Origin of the sequence: Neobacillus niacini (assembly GCF_023715415.1) — a bacterium.
Classification (GTDB): domain Bacteria; phylum Bacillota; class Bacilli; order Bacillales; family Cytobacillaceae; genus Neobacillus; species Neobacillus niacini_C.
On record NZ_JAMBOB010000002.1, the window covers coordinates 83,923 to 103,531 of the forward strand.

A 19,609-nucleotide genomic window follows, 5' to 3' on the forward strand; every position below is an offset into this window, starting at 1 on the left:
TCGTATAATGAAGGTGCTTTCAAACACATTAAGGGGGTTTCAAAATGATTAAAAAGTCCTTATCTGTTCTTTTGATGGTTATGATGCTTATCACCATCGTCGGCTGTACAAAAGACGATAGTACAAGCGGGAAATCATCGGACGGTGATTCCAAAGACAAGGTAACATTTACGTATTTTAATGCTGCTTCCCCAGGAAAAGACTTAAACACAAATGAAACAAAGATTGGGAAAATTTTTGAAGACCAAACAGGTGTGAATTTTAAAACTGAGTATTTAGTTGGTGACATCAATACAAAGATTGGAACGATGATTGCTAGTGGGAAGTATCCTGATGTTCTAGTTCCAGATATCGCAATTGATAAAATATTAGATGCTGGAGCATTTATTGACCTTACTGAATTGATTGAGGAACATGCTCCAAATATTAAAAAGTTATACGGACCACATTGGGAGCAAATGAAAGATAAGGACGGCAAAATTAACTTTATACCATTTGCTGCAAAGCAAGGATTTATTAAAGACCCTAATATTACACAAGGTGCATTCTGGATTCAGCGTGGCGTATTAAAGGAAGCTGGTTATCCTAAGATTAAGACACTTGATGAGTATTTAGCATTAATTGAAGACTATCAGAAAAAACATCCGGAAATGAATGGAGCTTCTACCATTGGATTTACAGCTTTAACCTATGATTGGCGCTTCTTCGCACTTTCAAACGTTCCGAACCATCTTGCAGGCTACCCTAATGATGGTGAAGTTATTGTAGATATGAAGACACACAAAACGGACGTTTATGCAGATAACGATGTTACAAAACGTTATTTTAAAGAGTTAAACGAACTAAATAGTAAAGGTCTTTTTGATAAAGAAGCATTTGTAGCGAACTATGATGAATATCTTGCTAAAATAGCTTCTGGCCGCGTTTTAGGATTCTTTGACTACGGCTGGCAGGTTCAACAATCATTGGATAATCTGAAGGTCGCTGGAAATGATGATTTACGATATATGCCGCTTCCAATCACATTTGATGGACAAAAAGATCAATATATCGATCCGCCTGCTTTCATTAATAACCGTGGAGTTGGTATCACAGTAAGCGCTAAAGATCCCGTCCGCATTATTAAGTATTTTGACAATATGGTTAAAGAGGAAAATCAAAAGTTAATGTTCTGGGGAATTAAAGACGAAACCTATAGCGTGGATGACAAAGGAAAATTCTATCAAACTGAGGAGCAGTTTGCGAAAACTAGTGATGAAAAGTACCGTGATGAATCTGGTTTAAACACTTTTGAGTATTACTGGCCAATGGGTGACATGCTTTATAGTGATGGAAATGCTTGGGTTCCAGGTAAACAGCCGGAAGTTGCTCAAGTATCTTACACTGATGGTGATAAGGCTATTCTAAAGGCATACGATGCTGAAGTATTCTCCGATTTATTTGCAGATCCAGATGATCGTCCATGGTATCCAACATGGAGTGCTGTTATTGAACAGGGCTCTGATGCTCAAATCTTTGGACAAAGAAAGACAGACTTAACAAAAGAATTCTTCCCTAAATTAGTTCTAGCTAAGCCAGGTGACTTTGACAAGGTTTGGGACCAGTATATCGAAGAATTTAACAAACTTGATGCAAAGGCTTTAGAAGATTTAATGGATAAAGTAGTGAAAGACCGCATTAAGGCTGCTGAAGCAAAATAATAGTTTAATAGTATAAACAATAGAAGGCCGATATCGCCCAATTGGCCATATCGGTCTTCTGCTATTAATAGGTTTGCGTGCATACTGAAGTCATAAGCCACTCCCTTTAAAAGGGTTCACGAATAAGAGAGTAGCTTATGATTTTAGTATATATAGTTTAGAAAAAGGAGGGGCAAGTATGGAAATCGGAACTAGAGCGTCAGAGGAAGCAATAAATCCTTCAGTATCTGTTTCTAAGAAGAGGAATAAAACATTCTTCACGAAGTTGAAGTCACAAAAGGTACTTTTAGCCATGAGCCTTCCGTTCCTAATCTGGTTATTTATCTTTAAATATATTCCACTATGGGGTTGGTCGATTGCCTTTCAGGATTTCAAACCAGCTAGAAGCATAATGGATCAAGAATGGATTGGAATGGAGCATTTTAAGTTTCTATTCACTGACGAGAACTTTTGGCGTGTCCTTAGAAATACAATCGGTATGAGCTCTATTAACCTAGTATTGGGTTTTGTTACAGCTATTGGTCTCGCCCTTCTTATTAATGAAATTAGGCATTTAAGATTTAAAAAGTCGATACAAACGATTAGTTATATGCCTCATTTTATTTCGTGGGTCGTTGCTGCGAGTATTGTCTCTTATAGCCTCTCACTTGAGAACGGGATTATCAATATTGTTTTAGTGAATTTGGGAATTGTAGATGAACCAATACTATGGCTGGGAAAAGAAAAATGGTTCTGGGTAATTAACGGTTTAGCGGAGGTTTGGAAGAATGTGGGCTGGAATACGATTATTTATCTAGCTGCCATCACGATGATTGACCCTGAGCAATATGAAGCTGCAGATATTGACGGAGCATCAAGACTGCAAAGGATAAGGCATATCACACTTCCATCGTTGAAACCTACGATCATTATTTTAATTATTATGAATCTAGGTTATGTATTAGAATCTGGCTTTGAAGCGCAGTACTTATTAGGAAATCCAATGAACCTATCCTACTCTGAAAACCTTGATATCTATGTATTAAAGTACGGTATGGCAATGGGGAACTTCTCGATTGCTACCGCTGCTGGGATTTTTAAAACAGTTGTGAGTTTCATCTTCTTATTTTCAGCTAACCATATTGCCAAAAAGTTTGATCAGCCGAGGCTTTTCTAGGGGGGGATATTATGCTAAAGAAACCATTATTCAAAGCAACTCGACATCATTCTGGTGTGGGAGATTATCTTTTTGATATTTTTAACTATTCTTTTTTAACTTTTCTATGTGTGGTCATGTTATATCCATTTCTCAATCAGTTAGCTGTATCATTAAATGAAGCAAGTGACTCCTTAAAGGGCGGTATTTACCTTTGGCCAAGAGAATTTACCTGGGCAAATTATAAACATGTTTTTGGTGAAGCGAGTATCGTAAATTCTTTCTTTATTTCAGTTTTAAGAACAATCATTGGTACACTAACATCTGTGTTGGGTACTGCAATGGTTGCTTACACCATTAGCAGGAAGGAGTTCGTATTAAAAAAGTTTGTAACCATAGCCTTTGTATTAACCATGTATTTCAATGGAGGACTTATACCGAATTACTTACTAATCAGGGAGTTAAATCTATTAGATAGTTTTTGGGTTTATATTATTCCTGGAATTATCGGAGTTTTTAACTTAATCGTTATTCGTTCCTTTATTGAAGGAATCCCAGATAGTTTGTTTGAATCTGCGAAAATAGACGGGGCAGGCGATTTTACTATATTTCTTAAAATTGTTCTTCCATTGTCACTGCCAGTATTAGCGACAGTATCACTATTTGTAGCGGTTTACCAATGGAATTCCTGGTTTGATGTGTTCTTGTACAATTCTTCTAGTGCAAACTTAAGTACACTGCAATACGAGTTAATGAAGATATTACAGAATTCAAATGCATCTATGTCTGGAAAAACAGCTGCGGATGCTTTTGCAAATGCGAATGCTAGTGCAAATATGGTTTCACCTACTTCCATCAGGGCAACGATGACCATTGTGGCAAGTTTGCCAATTATTATGGTTTATCCATTCCTGCAAAAATATTTTGTAAAAGGTTTAACCCTGGGCGGAGTAAAAGGCTGATCAAAAATCGATTTTTTGGAGGGAACACTAAAATGTTTGAAGAAAATGCTCTAGGAACAAATGTGATTGCTCAAATTGGTATTCTTGTGAATGATATTGAAAAAACCAGCCAGGCTTATGCTGATTTCTTTGGTATAGATAAACCAGAATGGAGTCTAACTGACAAATTGGAAAAGGCACAAACTGAGTTTGAAGGTGATCCAACAGAAGCACGAGCAAAACTAGCATTCTTTGATATGGGCTCCCTTCAATTAGAATTAATTGAACCAGATCATTCCCCTAGTACATGGAGGAAGCATCTTGATGAGCATGGTGAAGGGCCTCACCATATCGCTTTTTTCATAAAAGGGATGAAGGAGAAAATTGCACTTATGGAAGGTAATCAAATGCCATTGCTGCAAAAGGGTGAGTACACCGGTGGAAGATACGCTTACATGGACACATTCAAAGACCTAAAAATAATACTAGAATTATTGGAAAACGATAGATAAAAGGACATTTAAAATTGTTCAGATTATTACTTTATATAAAGGTGGAACAAAAGGATGCGGATTTTGATAACGGGAGCTAATAGAGGTTTAGGGCTAGCTTTATCGCAAGTCGGGGCAGAAAGAGGCCATCAAATTCTTGCTGGAGTACGAGATCTCCATAATGGCAAAGAAAGTTTAACACAATTAGAATTAAATAAATCAATTACACTTCTGCCCCTAAATGTAATAAATGAAGAATCAGTATCTTTGGCCGCTAAATCAGTTAAAGAAAACTTTGGAAGTATTGATGCTATCATTAATAACGCAGGGGTATTGTTAGAACGAGATAAGCAGATTGAGGAATTGGATCTTGACCAAGTGAAAGTAACATTCGAAGTGAATTTCTTTGGACCAATTCGAGTGGTAAAGCATTTCCTGCCTCTTTTAATGATGGGGGACCGTTCATCCATTATCAATATTTCCTCTGAAGCAGGAAGTATAACAAATGCTTATGGCGGTGATTACGCATATGCCAGTTCAAAAACAGCATTGAACATGTTTACACAGCAATTAAGTCAATATGTAAGTGGCAGTAATATGAATGTTTACTCCATTCATCCAGGGTGGATCAAGACTGATATGGGCGGCGACCGTGCACCAGGAGACCCAATTGAGACTGCAAAAGGAATATTCGATATTATAGAGAGAAAACGAGTGATTGACAGTAAGAATGTTTTTATCTCCCATGATGGATATCCCATGCCGTTATAAAAAGAAAAAAGTGTGGTGAAGGAAATGATTCGATTGGCAGCAGTGCTAGGCGATTATTATCATTCGAGTGAATGGGCGAAACAATCACTTGAAACTGCTCTCAGCTTTGGTAAGGAAGACCTGCAAATTGACTATTGCACATCTGAGCAATTACCAGAAATACTTGAGAAGCAGCCGGATGTGGTAATTCATTTTAAAGAAAATAGAGTCAACCCTGCGAACGAAATCGTAGAGACATGGTTGACACAAGAAGTCACATCTAAGATTACCAATTATGTTGAAAATGGAGGAAGCTGGCTTGCATGGCATTCTGGTTTAGCCTCCTTCCCTGTTGAGGGTGCTTATATAAAAATGTTAAAAGGATATTTTTTATATCATCCACAAAAGCATCACCTTGTTCATTACAAAGCTATTGGAGGTAACTCCGTTCTCCCTAGCACCACTTCATTTGAAATAGTAGATGAGCATTATTTTGTTCATTGTGATAGTGAGAATACGAATGTATTTCTATTTTCTGAATCTATTGATGGACAATCACCAGCTGGATGGTGCCACAGTTTTGGCGCTGGTAAGGTATGTTGTTTAACACCTGCACATAATAAAGAAGGATTGTTGAATGAGGGATTTTTGGAAACCTTAAGAAAATGTGTGAATTGGCTGATTTTAAGATAGAAAAAAATAAGAAACAATTTTAAAGGAAGCTTATTTTAGCTTGTAGACAAAATCTAGGTCCTAGATTAGTCTACAAGCTTTTTTAATGGGACTTCCCTTTCGTGAACAAAATGAACAAAATGGTTATTAAGTTTTTAATGCTGTTTAAATGCATAATCTACTAAATATTCAAAAGTTTTGTAAAATTAAGAAAACGTTTACAAGGGGGAATTGAAATGTTTTCTATCAAAAGAATTTCTGCTTTAATGTGTGCAGGAGCATTGGCCCTAAGCCTTGGTGCCTGCAGCAGTAATGAAACAGCAAGTCAAGGTAAAAAGGAAGAAAATACTGGCTATCCTACGAAAGCGATTACAGTAGTAGCGCCTTCAGGGGCAGGGGGAGGATGGGACTTAACCGCTCGAGCGTTTACAAAAGTGCTGGGTGAAACGAAAATCGTCGGACAGCCTATGACGGTAGAGAACAAGCCTGGCGGCGGCGGTGCTGTCTTTATGGCGGAATATGCTACACAACAGGTTGAAAATAATGACATGCTCTTTGTCAATTCACCACCGATTGTGATTAACAATCTGAAAAAAGAAGGAAACAGTCCATATGGCTACAAAAATACAACACCATTGGCACAGTTGACAAAAGATTTTGGGGCAATTGTTGTAAAAGCGGATTCTAAATTTACAGACTTAAAATCAGTTTTGGAAGAGGTAAAGAAAGATCCTAGTAAACTAACATTTGCAGGTGGGTCTGCACCAGGTTCCATGGACCATTTAATTTCCATTCTACCTGCTTATAAATATGGGGTGGATCCAACAAAGGTTAAATACGTTTCCTATGATGGCGGCGGTGAAGCAATTACTGCACTGCTTGGCGGTAACGCAGATGTAATTGGTACCGATGCCTCTAGTGTTAAAGAATTTTTAAAGGCGGGTAAGGTGCGCGTGTTGGCGATTACCTCAGATGAACGTTTAGCGGGTGATTTTAAGGATATTCCAACTGCAAAAGAGCAGGGTGTCGATGCAGAGTTTACGATTTGGAGAGGGGTTTTTGGTCCGGAAAAAATGACAAAAGAAGCCAAAACATATTGGGAACAAGCAATTGATAAGCTTGTTAACTCTCCTGAGTGGGAAAAAGAAGTAGAGACACAAGGCTGGGAATTGGAGTATAAAAATAGTGCTGATTTCAAAAAGTTTTTAGAGGAGCAAGAAAGCCAAGTCCAGCAATTACTAACGGCATTAGGAATGCAAAAGTAAAAAAGGAGGGAAGGAGTTAACTTTCTCCTTCCCCTAGTTTTTTGAAGGGGGATTATGAATGGCATTAAAATTCGATTACATTGCATCAGTATTGTTTCTCACCGTAGGTGTTCTTTTCATTATTGGGAGCAAGCAACTTGAAAGTTCGTCCTATGGCAGTGCTGTTGGCCCTGATATATTTCCACTTATTCTTGGTGGTGCACTTATTTTATTAAGTATCCGTTTATTTTATGAAACCTTCATTACGAAGAATCAACAGGGAACAAAAGAGAAATTACAGTACAAACCGTTTTTAATCATTTTTGCGGCAACATTGTTTTATATTTTAACGTTGGAAACGATTGGGTATGTAATCTCGACCTTTCTATTTTTATTCGTTTGTTTTCAAACGCTGGAACGTTCGAAAGTGATTCTATCTCTTATCATATCTGCTTGTTTTTCAGGACTTGTTTATTTTTTATATGTTGAAGTTTTAAAAGGGACACTTCCAGACTGGCCAATTTGGTTTTAAGCGAGAAAGAAAGGAGGACAGAAAATGAGTACACTTGATTATTTATTTCAGGGATTTGGTACGGCACTTATTTGGTACAATATCCTTTTTGCTTTTGTTGGGGTTTTAATTGGGACCGCTGTTGGTGTGCTTCCCGGTATTGGACCGATGAGTGGGGTTGCCCTTCTCATTCCAGTGACGGCTTCAATAACGGGCGGACTCCCGCCAGAAAGTGCAGCAACTAGCGCAATCATTCTGCTCGCTGGAGTCTATTATGGAGCGATGTATGGCGGATCTACCACTTCCATTCTATTAAATACACCAGGAGAATCTTCCTCTGTCGTTACGACTTTGGATGGTTATCAGATGGCCAAGAAAGGGAGAGCAGGGAGTGCCTTATCCATTGCGGCAATCGGTTCTTTTGTGGCTGGGATTATTACCTTAGTGGCACTGATTGCCTTAGCAAAACCTTTATCAGCTGTCGCACTCAAATTTGGACCAGCAGAATATTTTTCCTTAATGCTATTAGGGTTGGGGGCTGTCAGTGGATTAGCTGGAAAATCGGTAACAAAAGCACTTATTATGACTATTTTCGGTTTATTACTGGGTACGATAGGAATCGACAATGTATCTGGAATTGCTAGATTTACCTTTGATGTCCCGTGGTTGTATCAGGGAATTGAATTTTTAACGATTGCGGTAGGGTTGTTTGCCGTTGGTGAGGTTTTTAAGACCATTTTGGAAAAAGAAGAGGAAGATACCGAAATTGCAAAGATAAATAATTTACTTCCATCTAAAGCTGAGCTAAAAGAGTCCGCAGGACCCATTGTCCGAGGTTCACTCTTAGGCTTCTTTGTGGGCATATTACCAGGTGCTGGGGCTACACTGGCTTCCTTCTTTTCTTATATACTTGAAAAAAAGATTTCAAGAACGCCTTCAAAGTTTGGAACAGGAACCATTGCAGGGGTTGCGGCACCTGAATCGGCGAATAACGCAGCATCAGGTGGGGCGATGATCCCGCTATTAACATTAGGTATTCCAGGTTCAGGTACTACGGCTATATTAATGGGAGCATTGATGATGTATAACGTCCAGCCGGGGCCATTATTGTTTGAAGACCATCCACAAGTAGCATGGGGACTGATTGCCAGCATGTTTATCGGGAACATCATGCTATTAATATTAAATCTCCCACTTGTCAAAGTGTTTGCGAAAATTATTCAAACACCAAAGCAATTCTTGATTCCTATGATTATTGCAATCTCTATTTTTGGTGTCTATGCAGTCCAAGTATCAACGAACGATCTTTTACTTTTATTGGGATGTGGACTCCTTGGCTATTTCTTAAGCAAAAACGATTATCCAATCGCTCCGCTCGTTCTTGGGTTGGTATTAGGGCCCATGGTAGAGAATAATTTACGAAGAGCTTTAACAATCTCTAATGGGGATTTTAGTGTTTTCTTTACACGACCGATTTCACTCGCTTTTCTAATCATTACCTTTCTCTGGCTGTTAATACCGTTCATCATGAAAAGAAGAGGGAAAGATGTAATTATTAACATTGAAGGATAATTTTTTTAATAATGTGAAAACTCCTTTATTTAAGGAGTTTTTTTACTATAATAAGTATTGAGGTGATTGCGTGCGTTTACATTCGAAGTTAATGCTAGTCATTCTTCTTCTTATTATTTCGATTGGAGTTATTTTTGAGGTTACGTTTAAAAACATAATGGAAACCAATCTTAAACATGAAATAGGTTCTAAAGCCTTATCTGTAGCTCAATCAATAGCAAATATGCCACATATCCAAGAGGCATTTAAAGCAGGGAATCCTGCAGCTGTTATTCAGCCGATTGCAGAAAGTATTCGTAAACAGGTTGGGGCAGAATTTATTGTTATCGGGAATACGGATGAAATTCGCTATTCGCACCCAAATCCGAAGCGATTAGGACAAAAAATGGTTGGGGGAGATAATGGACTTGTTTTTAAAGGAGAATCTGTCATCTCGGAATCTACCGGGACGCTAGGTCCGTCTCTACGGGGAAAGGCACCCATCTTTAGCCAGGGAGAAGTTATTGGAGTTGTTTCAGTCGGTTATCTCCAGACAGATATTGAAAAGGAAGTTTCAAAAATACAGAAAAAAATCTTTTTTGTCACACTTCTTATTTTAATTGGTGGATTACTAGCGGCATTACTAATCTCTTTAAATATTAAAAAAGCAATGTTTGGGTTAGAACCGAAAGAAATTGCCTGGATGTACCAAGAGAAACATGCCATATTAGAGTCTATTCATGAGGGGATTATTGCCATCGATACCGACGGGCGAATAACGGTAGTGAATGAAACGGCTCATAAAATTTTGGGAGTTCCAAATGAGATTCTTCTCCGAGGAAAAAGAATTGAAGAGGTTCTAGAAAATACGAATCTACTTGAAGTAGTTCGAAATGGACAAGCAGAATATGATAAGGAAATTATCATATCTGGAGATGTATTTTTGGCAAATCGGATTCCGATTTTCAATAAGAAAGGGAATGTGATTGGGGCTGTTGCGAGTTTACGTAATAAATCAGAGCTGGCCCAGTTATTGCAGGAATTATCCCATGTAAAAGCCTATGCAGAAGGTTTGCGTGCTCAAACCCACGAATATTCAAACCGTCTATATACCCTTCTAGGACTGATTCAGCTTGGCTCATATAAGGAAGCCATTGATTTTATCTCAAAGGAAGTAGATGTCACTCAAGGATTCATTCAATTTTTAATGAAAGAAATACCCGATCCCATTATTGCTGGATTTATCTTAGGGAAGGTAAGCCTGGCAAGTGAATTAAAAGTAAATTTTTCAATAGATAGAGAAAGCAGCTTTAAAGATATACCACATGAAATCAGCAGAGATTCATTAGTAACCATTATTGGCAACCTTGTTAATAATGCTTTTGAAGCTGTTAGGGAGAATGGAAAAGAAGATAAAAGAGTCACGCTGTTTCTAACTGACCTTGGTAAGGAGCTGATAATTGAGGTAGAAGATAACGGGAAAGGAATCGATACTAGAAATAGCGAACAGATATTTAAAGCAGGCTATACCACAAAGAATACCATTAGTAATGCAGGGCTTGGGCTTAGTCTAGTTCAAAAGGCAATCAATGGCTTAGGTGGATATGTCACATTTTCATCAAATGTGGGAGAAGGTACGGTTTTTACTGTGGCTATGCCAAAGAGCAGGGGGAGATTGTGAAATGAAGGGGAACCGAGAGATTGAAGTATTAATAGTCGAAGATGACTTAAGGATAGCAGAAATACAAAAGCGGTTTCTTGAACAGATTGAAGGCTTTCAAGCGGTCGGGATTGCGGCAAGCTATATAGAGGCTAAAACCTTAATTGATATACTGCAGCCGGACTTACTTTTGTTAGATGTTTATTTTCCTGATATGAACGGATTAGATTTGCTAAAAGAATCAAAACAACAAACGAAACAAATGGATGTTATTATGATTACAGCTACAAAAGAAATCCATAAAGTACAAGAGGCTATTAGTATAGGAGTATTCGATTATATTATTAAACCGGTCGTTTTTGACCGCTTTAAACAATCGTTGTTGAGATATAAGGATTATCATGGAAAGCTATTACAATATGGAAGAGAAAATACTCATGTGACTCAGCAGCAGGTAGACAAGCTGTTACGGAAAGAAGTGGATGGAGCTGGGAATGAAAAGTCTTACCTCCCAAAAGGAATCGACCCACTAACGCTTGAAAAAGTGATGGAGGTTCTCGTGAAGGTTGAATATGGGCTAACAGCAGAGAGTGTCGCGAAAGAAATAGGTGTAAGCAGAACAACCGCAAGAAGGTACCTTGAACATTTAGTATCGAATGAAAGTATAGAAGCCGATTTATCATACGGAACAGTAGGTCGGCCAGAACGAGTGTATATCGTTTCAAGAAAAGCAACTAAATATTAAAAGCTTTATTTTAATAGGGAGGTTTTCTGCCTGAAGACAATAAAAGTGTCACTACAAACAAAAATATTCGGGCTGGTTCTCTCACTAGGTTTATTGTTAATCATACTACTGACAGGATTCTATAGTTATATGGAAAGTAAACAAATTGAGGAAAACAAGGGAAGGCTGGCATTAGAACTATCGAGAACCGTATCATTTATTCCAACTATCATCGGTGCTTTTCAAACGAGCGATCCTTCTAAAACGATACAGCCTATAGCAGAAAAGATACGAAAAGAAACCGGTGCGGAATTTATCGTCATCGGAAATCGTGATGGAACCAGATATTCACATCCATTGGATACAAAAATAGGGAAAAAAATGACAGGAGGAGATAGTAAAAGGGCCCTGAAAAAAGGGGAATATTATATCTCTAAGGCAGAGGGATCACTCGGTCCATCTATTAGAGGGAAATCTCCTATTTTTGATAATCAAGGTGAAATTATCGGAATTGTATCCGTAGGATTTCTTCTTGAAGATGTCCAACAGCAAATTATAAATAAAATCAGCAGAGTGCTCATAGTTTCTTTCTTTGCTCTTTTGATTTCCCTTCTAGGCAGTATATTACTAGGACGTAATATTCGCAAGGATACCATGGGGCTCGAGCCTTACGAAATTGCATCCCTTTATAAAGAGAAAAACGCTATCCTCCATGCTGTAAAAGAAGGTATCTTAGCGATAGATAATAATGGTTATATTACCATGATGAATCAAAAGGCGAAGAGGATGCTTCATCTTCAAGGAACAGTGAAAAATAGGAAAGTGGATGGGTTATTTCCTTCAAATTATTTGTATGAGGTATTACAATCAGGAAACTCTCAAACAGATAAAGAGATGGTCTGGAAAGATAAAACGGTTATCGTTAATTGTACTCCAATCGTCGATGAAACAGGTATTAAGGGGGTTGTTGCTTCTTTTCGTGATAAAACCGAAATTAAGCAAATGTTAAATACCATATCGGAAGTAAAAAGTTATTCGGAAGATCTCCGTGCTCAAACGCATGAATTTACCAATAAATTATATGTTTTATTGGGCCTGCTTCAACTTGGTGAATATAACCAGGCAATTGCGATGATACAAAGTGAGACACAAACGCTGCAATTTCAGAATTCAGTCGTGTTTAACCAAATTAAAGATACAAAAGTGCAGGCAATCTTATTAGGGAAATTAGGGAAAGCCTCAGAAAGGAAAATTAAGTTTGAGATTATTTCAGATAGCTATTTAGAGAGTTTACCTTCCCATATTTATCTATCAAACTTAATCGTGATTCTTGGAAACTTAATTGATAATGCCTTTGAAGCCGTCTATGATTGCGAAATCCCGACGGTTAAGTTCTTCGCTACAGATATTGGAAGAGATATCATTTTTGAGATTTCAGACAATGGGAAAGGAATAAGCGACCTAGAATTTCCTCTTCTTTTTGAAAGAGGTTATACCTCTAAAAATGGCACGGAGCCACGGGGATTTGGCTTATCAAATGCTGAAGAGGCTGTATTGGAATTGAATGGGATTATCGAGGTACAAAGCACCGAGGAAAGCGGAACTGTTTTTACCGTTTATCTTCCAAAGAATGTGCAAGGAGATGAAAAATTTGGATAGGATAAAAGTGGCTATAGCGGAAGACGACTTTCGAATAGCTGACATTCATGAGAAATTTTTGGAAAAGTTTAAGGAAATCGATGTGGTTGGCAAATCATTGAATGGTGAGCAGACTTTGCAAATATTGGAGCAACAAAACCCTGATCTACTACTGTTAGATGTGTATATGCCGGATATACTTGGTTCTGAGTTGCTTCCTGTAATCCGGGGGAAATTCCCAAAGGTCAGTATTATTATGATAACAGCAGCAATAGAAAAAGTTTTCCTTGAAAAGGCATTAAGCTATGGTGTTGAGAATTACTTAATTAAACCTGTAAGCAGGGAAAGATTTGATGAAGTCATCCAGGATTATATTAAAAAACATTCGCTTCTATCTGCCACTCAAGAAGTAAATCAGAATTATGTAGACCTGCTATTTCGTAAAGGGAAACAGGAAGAACCGACAAAGAGTGCGGGATTGCCAAAAGGAATTGACGAAATTACCTTAGGTAAAGTTAAGGCTGTTTTCCACGTAAAAAGAGCGGGACTTTCCGCAGAGGACGTGGGCAAGGAAATTGGTGCTTCTCGAATCACTGCACGAAGGTACTTGGAATATCTTTCCTCCAAACAGGAGGTAAGAGCAGAAGTGGTTTATGGAATTGTGGGAAGACCGGAAAGAAAATATTATCCAGTTTAGAAAGGGGGCCAATGACCTCCTTTTTTTTATGCTCAGTGAGTATTCTTATATGGAAATATTATCCTCGTGTGAACAAAATGTACAAAATCAATTTTATATACGTTAATAACTTTATTTTGGTAACGTTTTCACATCTGAATATTTTGATTATAGTTAATTTACAAACAAAAGAGGTGAAGACGATGCTTGCAATATTAGGGTTCTTGATGATTATTACTTTTATGATTTTAATTATGACCAAACGCCTTCCCGCTATGATTGCCCTTATAGTGATCCCTGTCATTTTTGCCTTGCTTGGAGGATTTGGTAAGGAAATGGGGCCAATGGCGCTTGAAGGCATAAAAAGTGTTGCCCCAACGGGAATTATGATCCTGTTCGCAATTCTCTTTTTCGGCATCATGATTGATGCAGGGGTATTTGATCCGATTATATCAACTATCTTAAAAGTGGTGAAGGGAGATCCAGTAAAAATAGCTATTGGAACCGCAGTCCTTGCACTTTTGATATCCCTTGACGGGGATGGAACAACTACATATATCATTACCATTTCTGCCATGCTGCCTTTGTATAAACGAATAGGCATGAAACCATTGATTCTTGCTGGAATTGCCATATCAGCTTCAGGTGTAATGAACCTGCTTCCATGGGGAGGTCCTACTGCTAGAGCAATGACGGCATTACATCTTGAAATGTCCGAAGTTTTCACTCCAGTTATACCTAGCATGGCGGGTGGAATATTGTTCGTTTTGTTTATGGCATACTGTCTTGGGAGAAAAGAACGGAAGCGAATTGGTGTATTGCAAATTGATTACAGCACGATGTCCGAGGTAGCCGCTACAACAGAGGACGTATATTTAAAACGACCAAAGTTAATTATAGTAAACTATTTTATTACAATCCTTCTATTAGTTGCGTTAATTAAAGAGGTGCTTCCAACAACCGTATTGTTTATGCTTGGATTTGCGCTGGCGATTACGATAAATTATCCAAAATTGAGTGATCAAAAAGAACGTGTTGCTAATTATGCTGATAATGCGTTATCGGTCGTTTCAATGGTTTTTGCTGCAGGTATTTTTACTGGAATTCTTTCAGGCACGAAAATGGTAGATGCCATGGCAAACACCATGATTTCCTATATTCCAGATGTACTTGGTTCTCATTTTGCAATCATTACTGCTATTATCAGTGCACCATTAACGTTTTTCATGTCTAATGACGCCTTTTACTATGGTGTTTTACCTTTGCTTGCTAAAGCAGCAAGTGTTTATGGAATTGACCCTGAGTTTATCGGACGAGCATCACTATTGGGGCAGCCTGTTCATCTATTAAGTCCTCTAGTACCTTCAACGTACTTATTAGTCGGTTTGGTTGGAGAAGATTTTGGGGAATTACAGCGTACATTCCTCAAATGGGCTTGTGGTTCGACTTTAGTAATGATTGTTGTTGCTATTGGTTTATCAATCATTCCTTTTTAAAATAGAATGGAGATGAATGTTAATGTGGATAATCACTGTCTATTCAAAGGGTAACAATATTTCAATGTTTGAATTTAATTCCGAAAAAGAAGCCAAGGAAGCCTTTAAAAATGTCTCAGGTTGTAAGATTCTTTCCGAGGTCATTTATTTTAACGATTAGGTAGTGTAAGAGGTAGGAATCTTTTTTTCTTCAGAGAGAGAAGGTAAGTTGGATGAGTATTTTATTTCATATTTTACTAGATATCATTTTTCCGATATTCTTGTTAATAGGGGCAGGGGCTTTACTTCAGCGTTCAATTAGGCTTGACTTATCTACACTGTCAACATTGACGGTGTATTTCTTATTGCCAGCGGTTTGTTTTGTAAATATATATGAGAGCAAAATGTCAGGCGAGTTAATTAGCCAAACGTTAGTATTTTTACTACTTTTTAATATCCTCCTAATCCTAACCAGCATGTTAATTGCAAAAGCGAACAGGTTTGACCGTAAGCTGACAGCTACTTTTAAAAACAGTATGGTTTTGAGCAATTCAGGTAATTACGGTCTGCCTGTTAGTGAACTAGTATTTGCCGCTAATCCTGCAGGTATGTCGATACAGATTATTATTTCTATTTTTCAAAATCTCCTTACATTCACATATGGTTTTTTCAACAGTGTCTCTGCCGAGAGCAGTGGTAGAGATATCTTTTGGAAAATTTTCCGTCTCCCGGTTATTTATGCTTTATTATTGGCAATATTATTGAAATGGCTACATATTGATATCCCTGAATTTGTGTGGAGGCCTATTGAAAATTCCTCGAATGCGTTTTTGGCAGTTGCGCTTGTTACACTTGGGGCTCAAGTGGCATTTTTAAAGATTACACGAATTTCTAGACCCATTGTTTGGATAGTAATCGGTCGGTTGATTATATCTCCTATCATTGGATTACTAGTTATCTTTATTCTTGGATTAACGGATATTACTGCTCAGGCTTTATTTATCGCAAGCTCATTCCCTTCTTCAAGAAATAGTGCTCTGCTTGCACTTGAGTATGATAATTATCCAGAATATGCTTCACAAGCGGTTCTATTAACTACTATCATCAGCGGTATTACAGTTGCAATTGTTGTTTATCTATCAAAAATACTCTTTTTAGTATGACAGTTTTCACTTCGTTTTTATTTGAAACCGTGATTATCATCACAAAATTATCCACACGATTGGCGTATGATTTAAGAAGAGTGAATAGATACGATCGAAAACATGGAGAATAGGAAATTCATAGGCTGGGTATGAACGTAATGAGGAGGGTTTCACGGTGGAAACTTCGAACGTTGTATTAAGCGCTCCGTTGCAACAATTAATGGATGAACATGTGGCGCTCCGGAAAGATATGAACCATTTCTATGAAATCACGGAAGAGATAGAATCCGATTCTGGGCCCGCAGTGGTTCAATTGTTTGCGAAATTGCATGAACAGGTTTCAGCTTTTTCTATTGCGCTGAAGGCACATTCCAAACGTGAGGATGAAGGGTTGTTCCCTATGATGTCTCGCCGCTTAGGGGAGAATGATAGAACAATTGAGGTAATGGAAGAAGAACATGAGAAGGCAGAGGGGCATCTTCAGGATTTTCTAAGTGAAGCTGAACAGGCGGGATCAACTATATATGAAAATACTGCTCAATGGATCACCGTATACGCAGTCCAAGCTTATGCTACCTTAACACAACACTTTGCAAAGGAAGAAAAAGTGTTGTTTCCATTGGCAGAGAAGATACTTTCGGTTGAAGAGAAAGAGGAACTTAAACGACTTTTTCAGGTGAAATAATGATATAAATAACAAACCAACTAAGTATTCTTTTAAAAAGTACACTTAGTTGGTTTGTTTCATTTAAAACACTATAAAATAAAGTTTGCAAAAAGATATAAGATCACAATACTTACTAACATCGTTATATTTGCCATCGTCGCAATAAAACGGATGCTAGTAATGCTATATTTAAATTCAACTGCAAAAGTTAAGGCAGAAGATGCAACCGGCAGCAATAGACCAATCAGAATGGTAGAGCGAAGCATGATGCCAGATGGAAGGGTAAAGAATAACACTAAACCCACGATAAGACCTAAGCCATATCGGAAAGCTAAAAATTTCAACATAGGCCTAATAAATTGTTTGTCAAACTTAAAATTTAAAAAGAGTCCTAATAGTATTAATGATAATGGTATATTTGCTGCTGAGATTGTACTTGCAACTTCAATGAACATATCAGGTAGATGGATATGGCTAAAGTTTAATATACTAGCAATAATATAAGTCATTAACGGAATAGACTTTCCAAGTTTTTTTAGAATTTCTAAAGGGTTAAGACGAAGACCTTCATTTGAAAAATAACTTCCAAAAATAAAAGAGATTCCAAAGACAAGAAAAGATGATCCCACATCGAACATACTAAAGTAAGTTAATCCTTCCATTCCCCAGATTGCATAAACTAAAGGAAATGCAAATAAGCCAACATTAAAACCGTCAGATAACATCAAAAGGGAACCTTTAAGTTCTCTTTCCTCATTTTTAAAGAATAATAGGCCGAGAATAGCTGTTATCATTCCATAAAAAATTATAATGACTGGTAACAAAATTAATGAAGTTTCTATTTTTACCGTATCAAAAGTTACAATAACTAGGGCAGGAAGGGTGATCTTAAAAATGATTTTCGAAATTACTTCCCCATCTTTTTCTTGTAGTATATTTAATCGTTTTAATAGATAACCAAAGGCAATGATGATAATAATCGTAAGAAACTCCTGATTCATGAATAAATAACGCTCCTCTATGATGTAAAATAACTCCCTTACTAGTTTAGTTCTAATGAACCCATAATTTCAATCAAAATAATTTACTTCCCCTGTTGTATAGTGAGAAACATTTTATGGTTTCGTCACATTTCGAAATAGTCTGAATATATAATATAATCCATTCAATTCCTATTAATCTTTAATTAAAGTGAATGCGGCTTTTCTTTTTTGTACCATACTAACAAATGATTCTCTAAGAGGCGGTGACTATTGAATGCTGCCAAAACGATTGTTGGAGACAGAAAATAGTAAAGTCTCTTCTAACCCTGATAAAAACCAACTGGCCTGATTCCTCCCAAACCTAAGCCAGCTAAGAAACGAAAGTTAGTTTGCAAGAAATTTAGCAGAGGCAGAGTCCACTGAGTTGGAATTTTACCGCCTACTTCCTCCGATTCAGAGTTGACAGTAAAAGAAGCCTATTACATCCAGCTAGAAAATATAAGGAAAAAGGTAGAACAGGGAAAGAAAATCGTTGAAAAAAAGATTGGTTTAACTTCCCTGTCCATGTAAAATCTATTTGGTATGGATGAGCCGGATTATGGACATCTATTAGACAGTATGGGTGGTTGAAAACGGAGGCACTATTTCGATTGAACAAGTTCTACATCCAAAAGTGGAGGCGAAGATTGCCTTTATTTTAAAAAAGGAATTACGTGGTCCGAATCTTACTGCTCTAGATTTGCTTTATCGGCGGCGATTGAAGCCCGGGCAGGGGATACATTTAAGGCAAGATTTGCACACATTGGGCAGGTAGGCGTCCATTTTTAGAACGGAGGAGAAATTTTAATGAGTCAATACAAGGAAATTGCCAATTACCTCGTTTCTGCTGAGGAAGAAAAACGTGTAGTTCCCAAGGTAAGTGAAAACTTGAAGAGTGATTTATCGGTGGAGGAAGCGTATCTAGTTCAACAAGAAATCGTAAATCGCAAAGTAAGCGAAGGAAGAAGAATCGTTGGACCTAAGATGGGCTTAACGAGCTTTGCCAAGATGAAGCAAATGGGCATTGAAGAGCCTATTTATGGATATGTGTTCGATTATATGTTGATTGAAAATGGCGGTAAAGTCCGTTTAAGTGATTTGATACATCCAAAAGTGGAAGCAGAGATTGCATTTGTGATTGGAGAAGACATTGAAGGTCCAGGGATAACTGGGGCTCAGGTTCTTGCGAAAACGGAATACGTTCTTCCTGCATTGGAAATTATCGATAGCCGTTATGAAAACTTCCAGTTTACGTTACCTGACGTTATTGCTGATAATGCTTCAACATCACGGGTTGTGTTTGGAACAACCTTGAAAAAACCGGAACAATTTGAGCTGGACCTTGTCGGCGCAACGCTTTCGATTAATGGTGAAATCAAGGAATTGGGTGCAGGGGCAGCTGTCCTCGGTCACCCTGCACACTCTATAGCGATGCTTGCCAATATGCTGGCAAGAAAGGGTGAAAAGGTTCGCAAAGGTGACGTGATTTTAACGGGCGGAATTACGGCTGCCGTTAAATTGAACTATGGTGATATCGTAACGGGAAGATTTGATGGTTTTGGCGAAGTGTCTTTTACCGTTACGGATTAAAAATTGTAAATAGAGGT

General features: G+C 37.7%; 18 protein-coding genes and 1 pseudogene. 18 read left to right on the plus strand and 1 reads right to left on the minus strand.

From position 1 onward, the window contains the following. Positions 1–44 precede the first annotated feature (44 nt). The 16 genes from M3189_RS03805 to M3189_RS03880 all read left to right on the plus strand — a co-directional run bounded on the left by M3189_RS03805 (position 45) and on the right by M3189_RS03880 (position 16,998). Positions 45–1,700, plus strand: coding sequence for an ABC transporter substrate-binding protein (locus tag M3189_RS03805; protein ID WP_251632212.1), 1,656 nt, complete (start codon positions 45–47; stop codon positions 1,698–1,700). A 292-nt stretch (positions 1,701–1,992) separates the two neighbouring features. Continuing rightward, positions 1,993–2,856 carry an ABC transporter permease gene (locus tag M3189_RS03810; protein WP_251632979.1) on the plus strand — a complete coding sequence of 288 codons (864 nt, stop codon included), beginning with the start codon at positions 1,993–1,995 and terminating at the stop codon, positions 2,854–2,856. An 11-nt stretch (positions 2,857–2,867) separates the two neighbouring features. Then, positions 2,868–3,797, plus strand: coding sequence for a carbohydrate ABC transporter permease (locus tag M3189_RS03815; protein ID WP_251632214.1), 930 nt, complete (start codon positions 2,868–2,870; stop codon positions 3,795–3,797). 32 nt (positions 3,798–3,829) lie between these two features. Further along, positions 3,830–4,288: a VOC family protein gene (locus tag M3189_RS03820; RefSeq protein ID WP_251632215.1), complete on the plus strand. Its 459-nt coding sequence runs from the start codon at positions 3,830–3,832 to the stop codon at positions 4,286–4,288. A gap of 54 nt (positions 4,289–4,342) precedes the next feature. Then, a complete protein-coding gene (locus tag M3189_RS03825; protein ID WP_251632217.1) occupies positions 4,343–5,038 on the plus strand; it encodes an SDR family oxidoreductase in 696 nt (231 codons plus the stop codon). Between the two features lie 24 nt (positions 5,039–5,062). Continuing rightward, the gene (locus M3189_RS03830) at positions 5,063–5,710 is read left to right on the plus strand and encodes a ThuA domain-containing protein (RefSeq protein WP_251632980.1); all 648 of its coding nucleotides are present in this window, start codon (positions 5,063–5,065) and stop codon (positions 5,708–5,710) included. 215 nt (positions 5,711–5,925) lie between these two features. Further along, the gene (locus M3189_RS03835; protein ID WP_251632220.1) at positions 5,926–6,954 is read left to right on the plus strand and encodes a Bug family tripartite tricarboxylate transporter substrate binding protein; all 1,029 of its coding nucleotides are present in this window, start codon (positions 5,926–5,928) and stop codon (positions 6,952–6,954) included. A 58-nt stretch (positions 6,955–7,012) separates the two neighbouring features. After that, positions 7,013–7,465 (plus strand): tripartite tricarboxylate transporter TctB family protein, encoded by a 453-nt coding sequence (locus tag M3189_RS03840; RefSeq protein ID WP_251632222.1) that lies wholly within the window; start codon positions 7,013–7,015, stop codon positions 7,463–7,465. 24 nt (positions 7,466–7,489) lie between these two features. Next, positions 7,490–9,016 (plus strand): tripartite tricarboxylate transporter permease, encoded by a 1,527-nt coding sequence (locus tag M3189_RS03845; RefSeq protein WP_251632224.1) that lies wholly within the window; start codon positions 7,490–7,492, stop codon positions 9,014–9,016. A gap of 91 nt (positions 9,017–9,107) precedes the next feature. Continuing rightward, positions 9,108–10,676: an ATP-binding protein gene (locus tag M3189_RS03850; RefSeq protein WP_251632226.1), complete on the plus strand. Its 1,569-nt coding sequence runs from the start codon at positions 9,108–9,110 to the stop codon at positions 10,674–10,676. Between the two features lies 1 nt (position 10,677). Beyond that, positions 10,678–11,400 carry a response regulator gene (locus M3189_RS03855; RefSeq protein WP_251632228.1) on the plus strand — a complete coding sequence of 241 codons (723 nt, stop codon included), beginning with the start codon at positions 10,678–10,680 and terminating at the stop codon, positions 11,398–11,400. A gap of 30 nt (positions 11,401–11,430) precedes the next feature. Beyond that, positions 11,431–13,038 (plus strand): ATP-binding protein, encoded by a 1,608-nt coding sequence (locus tag M3189_RS03860; protein ID WP_251632981.1) that lies wholly within the window; start codon positions 11,431–11,433, stop codon positions 13,036–13,038. Further along, positions 13,022–13,714, plus strand: coding sequence for a response regulator (locus tag M3189_RS03865; RefSeq protein WP_251632230.1), 693 nt, complete (start codon positions 13,022–13,024; stop codon positions 13,712–13,714). The genes M3189_RS03860 and M3189_RS03865 overlap by 17 nt, the downstream gene beginning before the upstream one ends. A 77-nt stretch (positions 13,715–13,791) precedes the next feature. Further along, positions 13,792–15,189, plus strand: a complete 1,398-nt coding sequence (locus tag M3189_RS03870) for a CitMHS family transporter (RefSeq protein ID WP_435368059.1) — start codon at positions 13,792–13,794, stop codon at positions 15,187–15,189. Positions 15,190–15,401: 212 nt separating this feature from the next. After that, on the plus strand, positions 15,402–16,331 hold the full coding sequence (locus tag M3189_RS03875) for an AEC family transporter (RefSeq protein WP_251632234.1): 930 nt from the start codon (positions 15,402–15,404) through the stop codon (positions 16,329–16,331). A 157-nt stretch (positions 16,332–16,488) separates the two neighbouring features. Then, positions 16,489–16,998 (plus strand): hemerythrin domain-containing protein, encoded by a 510-nt coding sequence (locus tag M3189_RS03880; RefSeq protein ID WP_251632236.1) that lies wholly within the window; start codon positions 16,489–16,491, stop codon positions 16,996–16,998. Between the two features lie 71 nt (positions 16,999–17,069). On the opposite strand, the gene M3189_RS03885 is transcribed toward M3189_RS03880, so the two are convergent. After that, the gene (locus tag M3189_RS03885) at positions 17,070–17,981 is read right to left on the minus strand and encodes an AEC family transporter (RefSeq protein WP_251632243.1); all 912 of its coding nucleotides are present in this window, start codon (positions 17,979–17,981) and stop codon (positions 17,070–17,072) included. Positions 17,982–18,398: 417 nt separating this feature from the next. Here M3189_RS03885 and M3189_RS27280 point away from each other — a divergent pair. Next, positions 18,399–18,708, plus strand: a pseudogene (locus M3189_RS27280) (2-keto-4-pentenoate hydratase); the annotation flags it as partial. A 101-nt stretch (positions 18,709–18,809) separates the two neighbouring features. Further along, entirely contained in the window at positions 18,810–19,592 is a 783-nt protein-coding gene (locus M3189_RS03895; protein WP_251632250.1) for a 2-keto-4-pentenoate hydratase, read from the plus strand. Positions 19,593–19,609 lie beyond the last annotated feature (17 nt).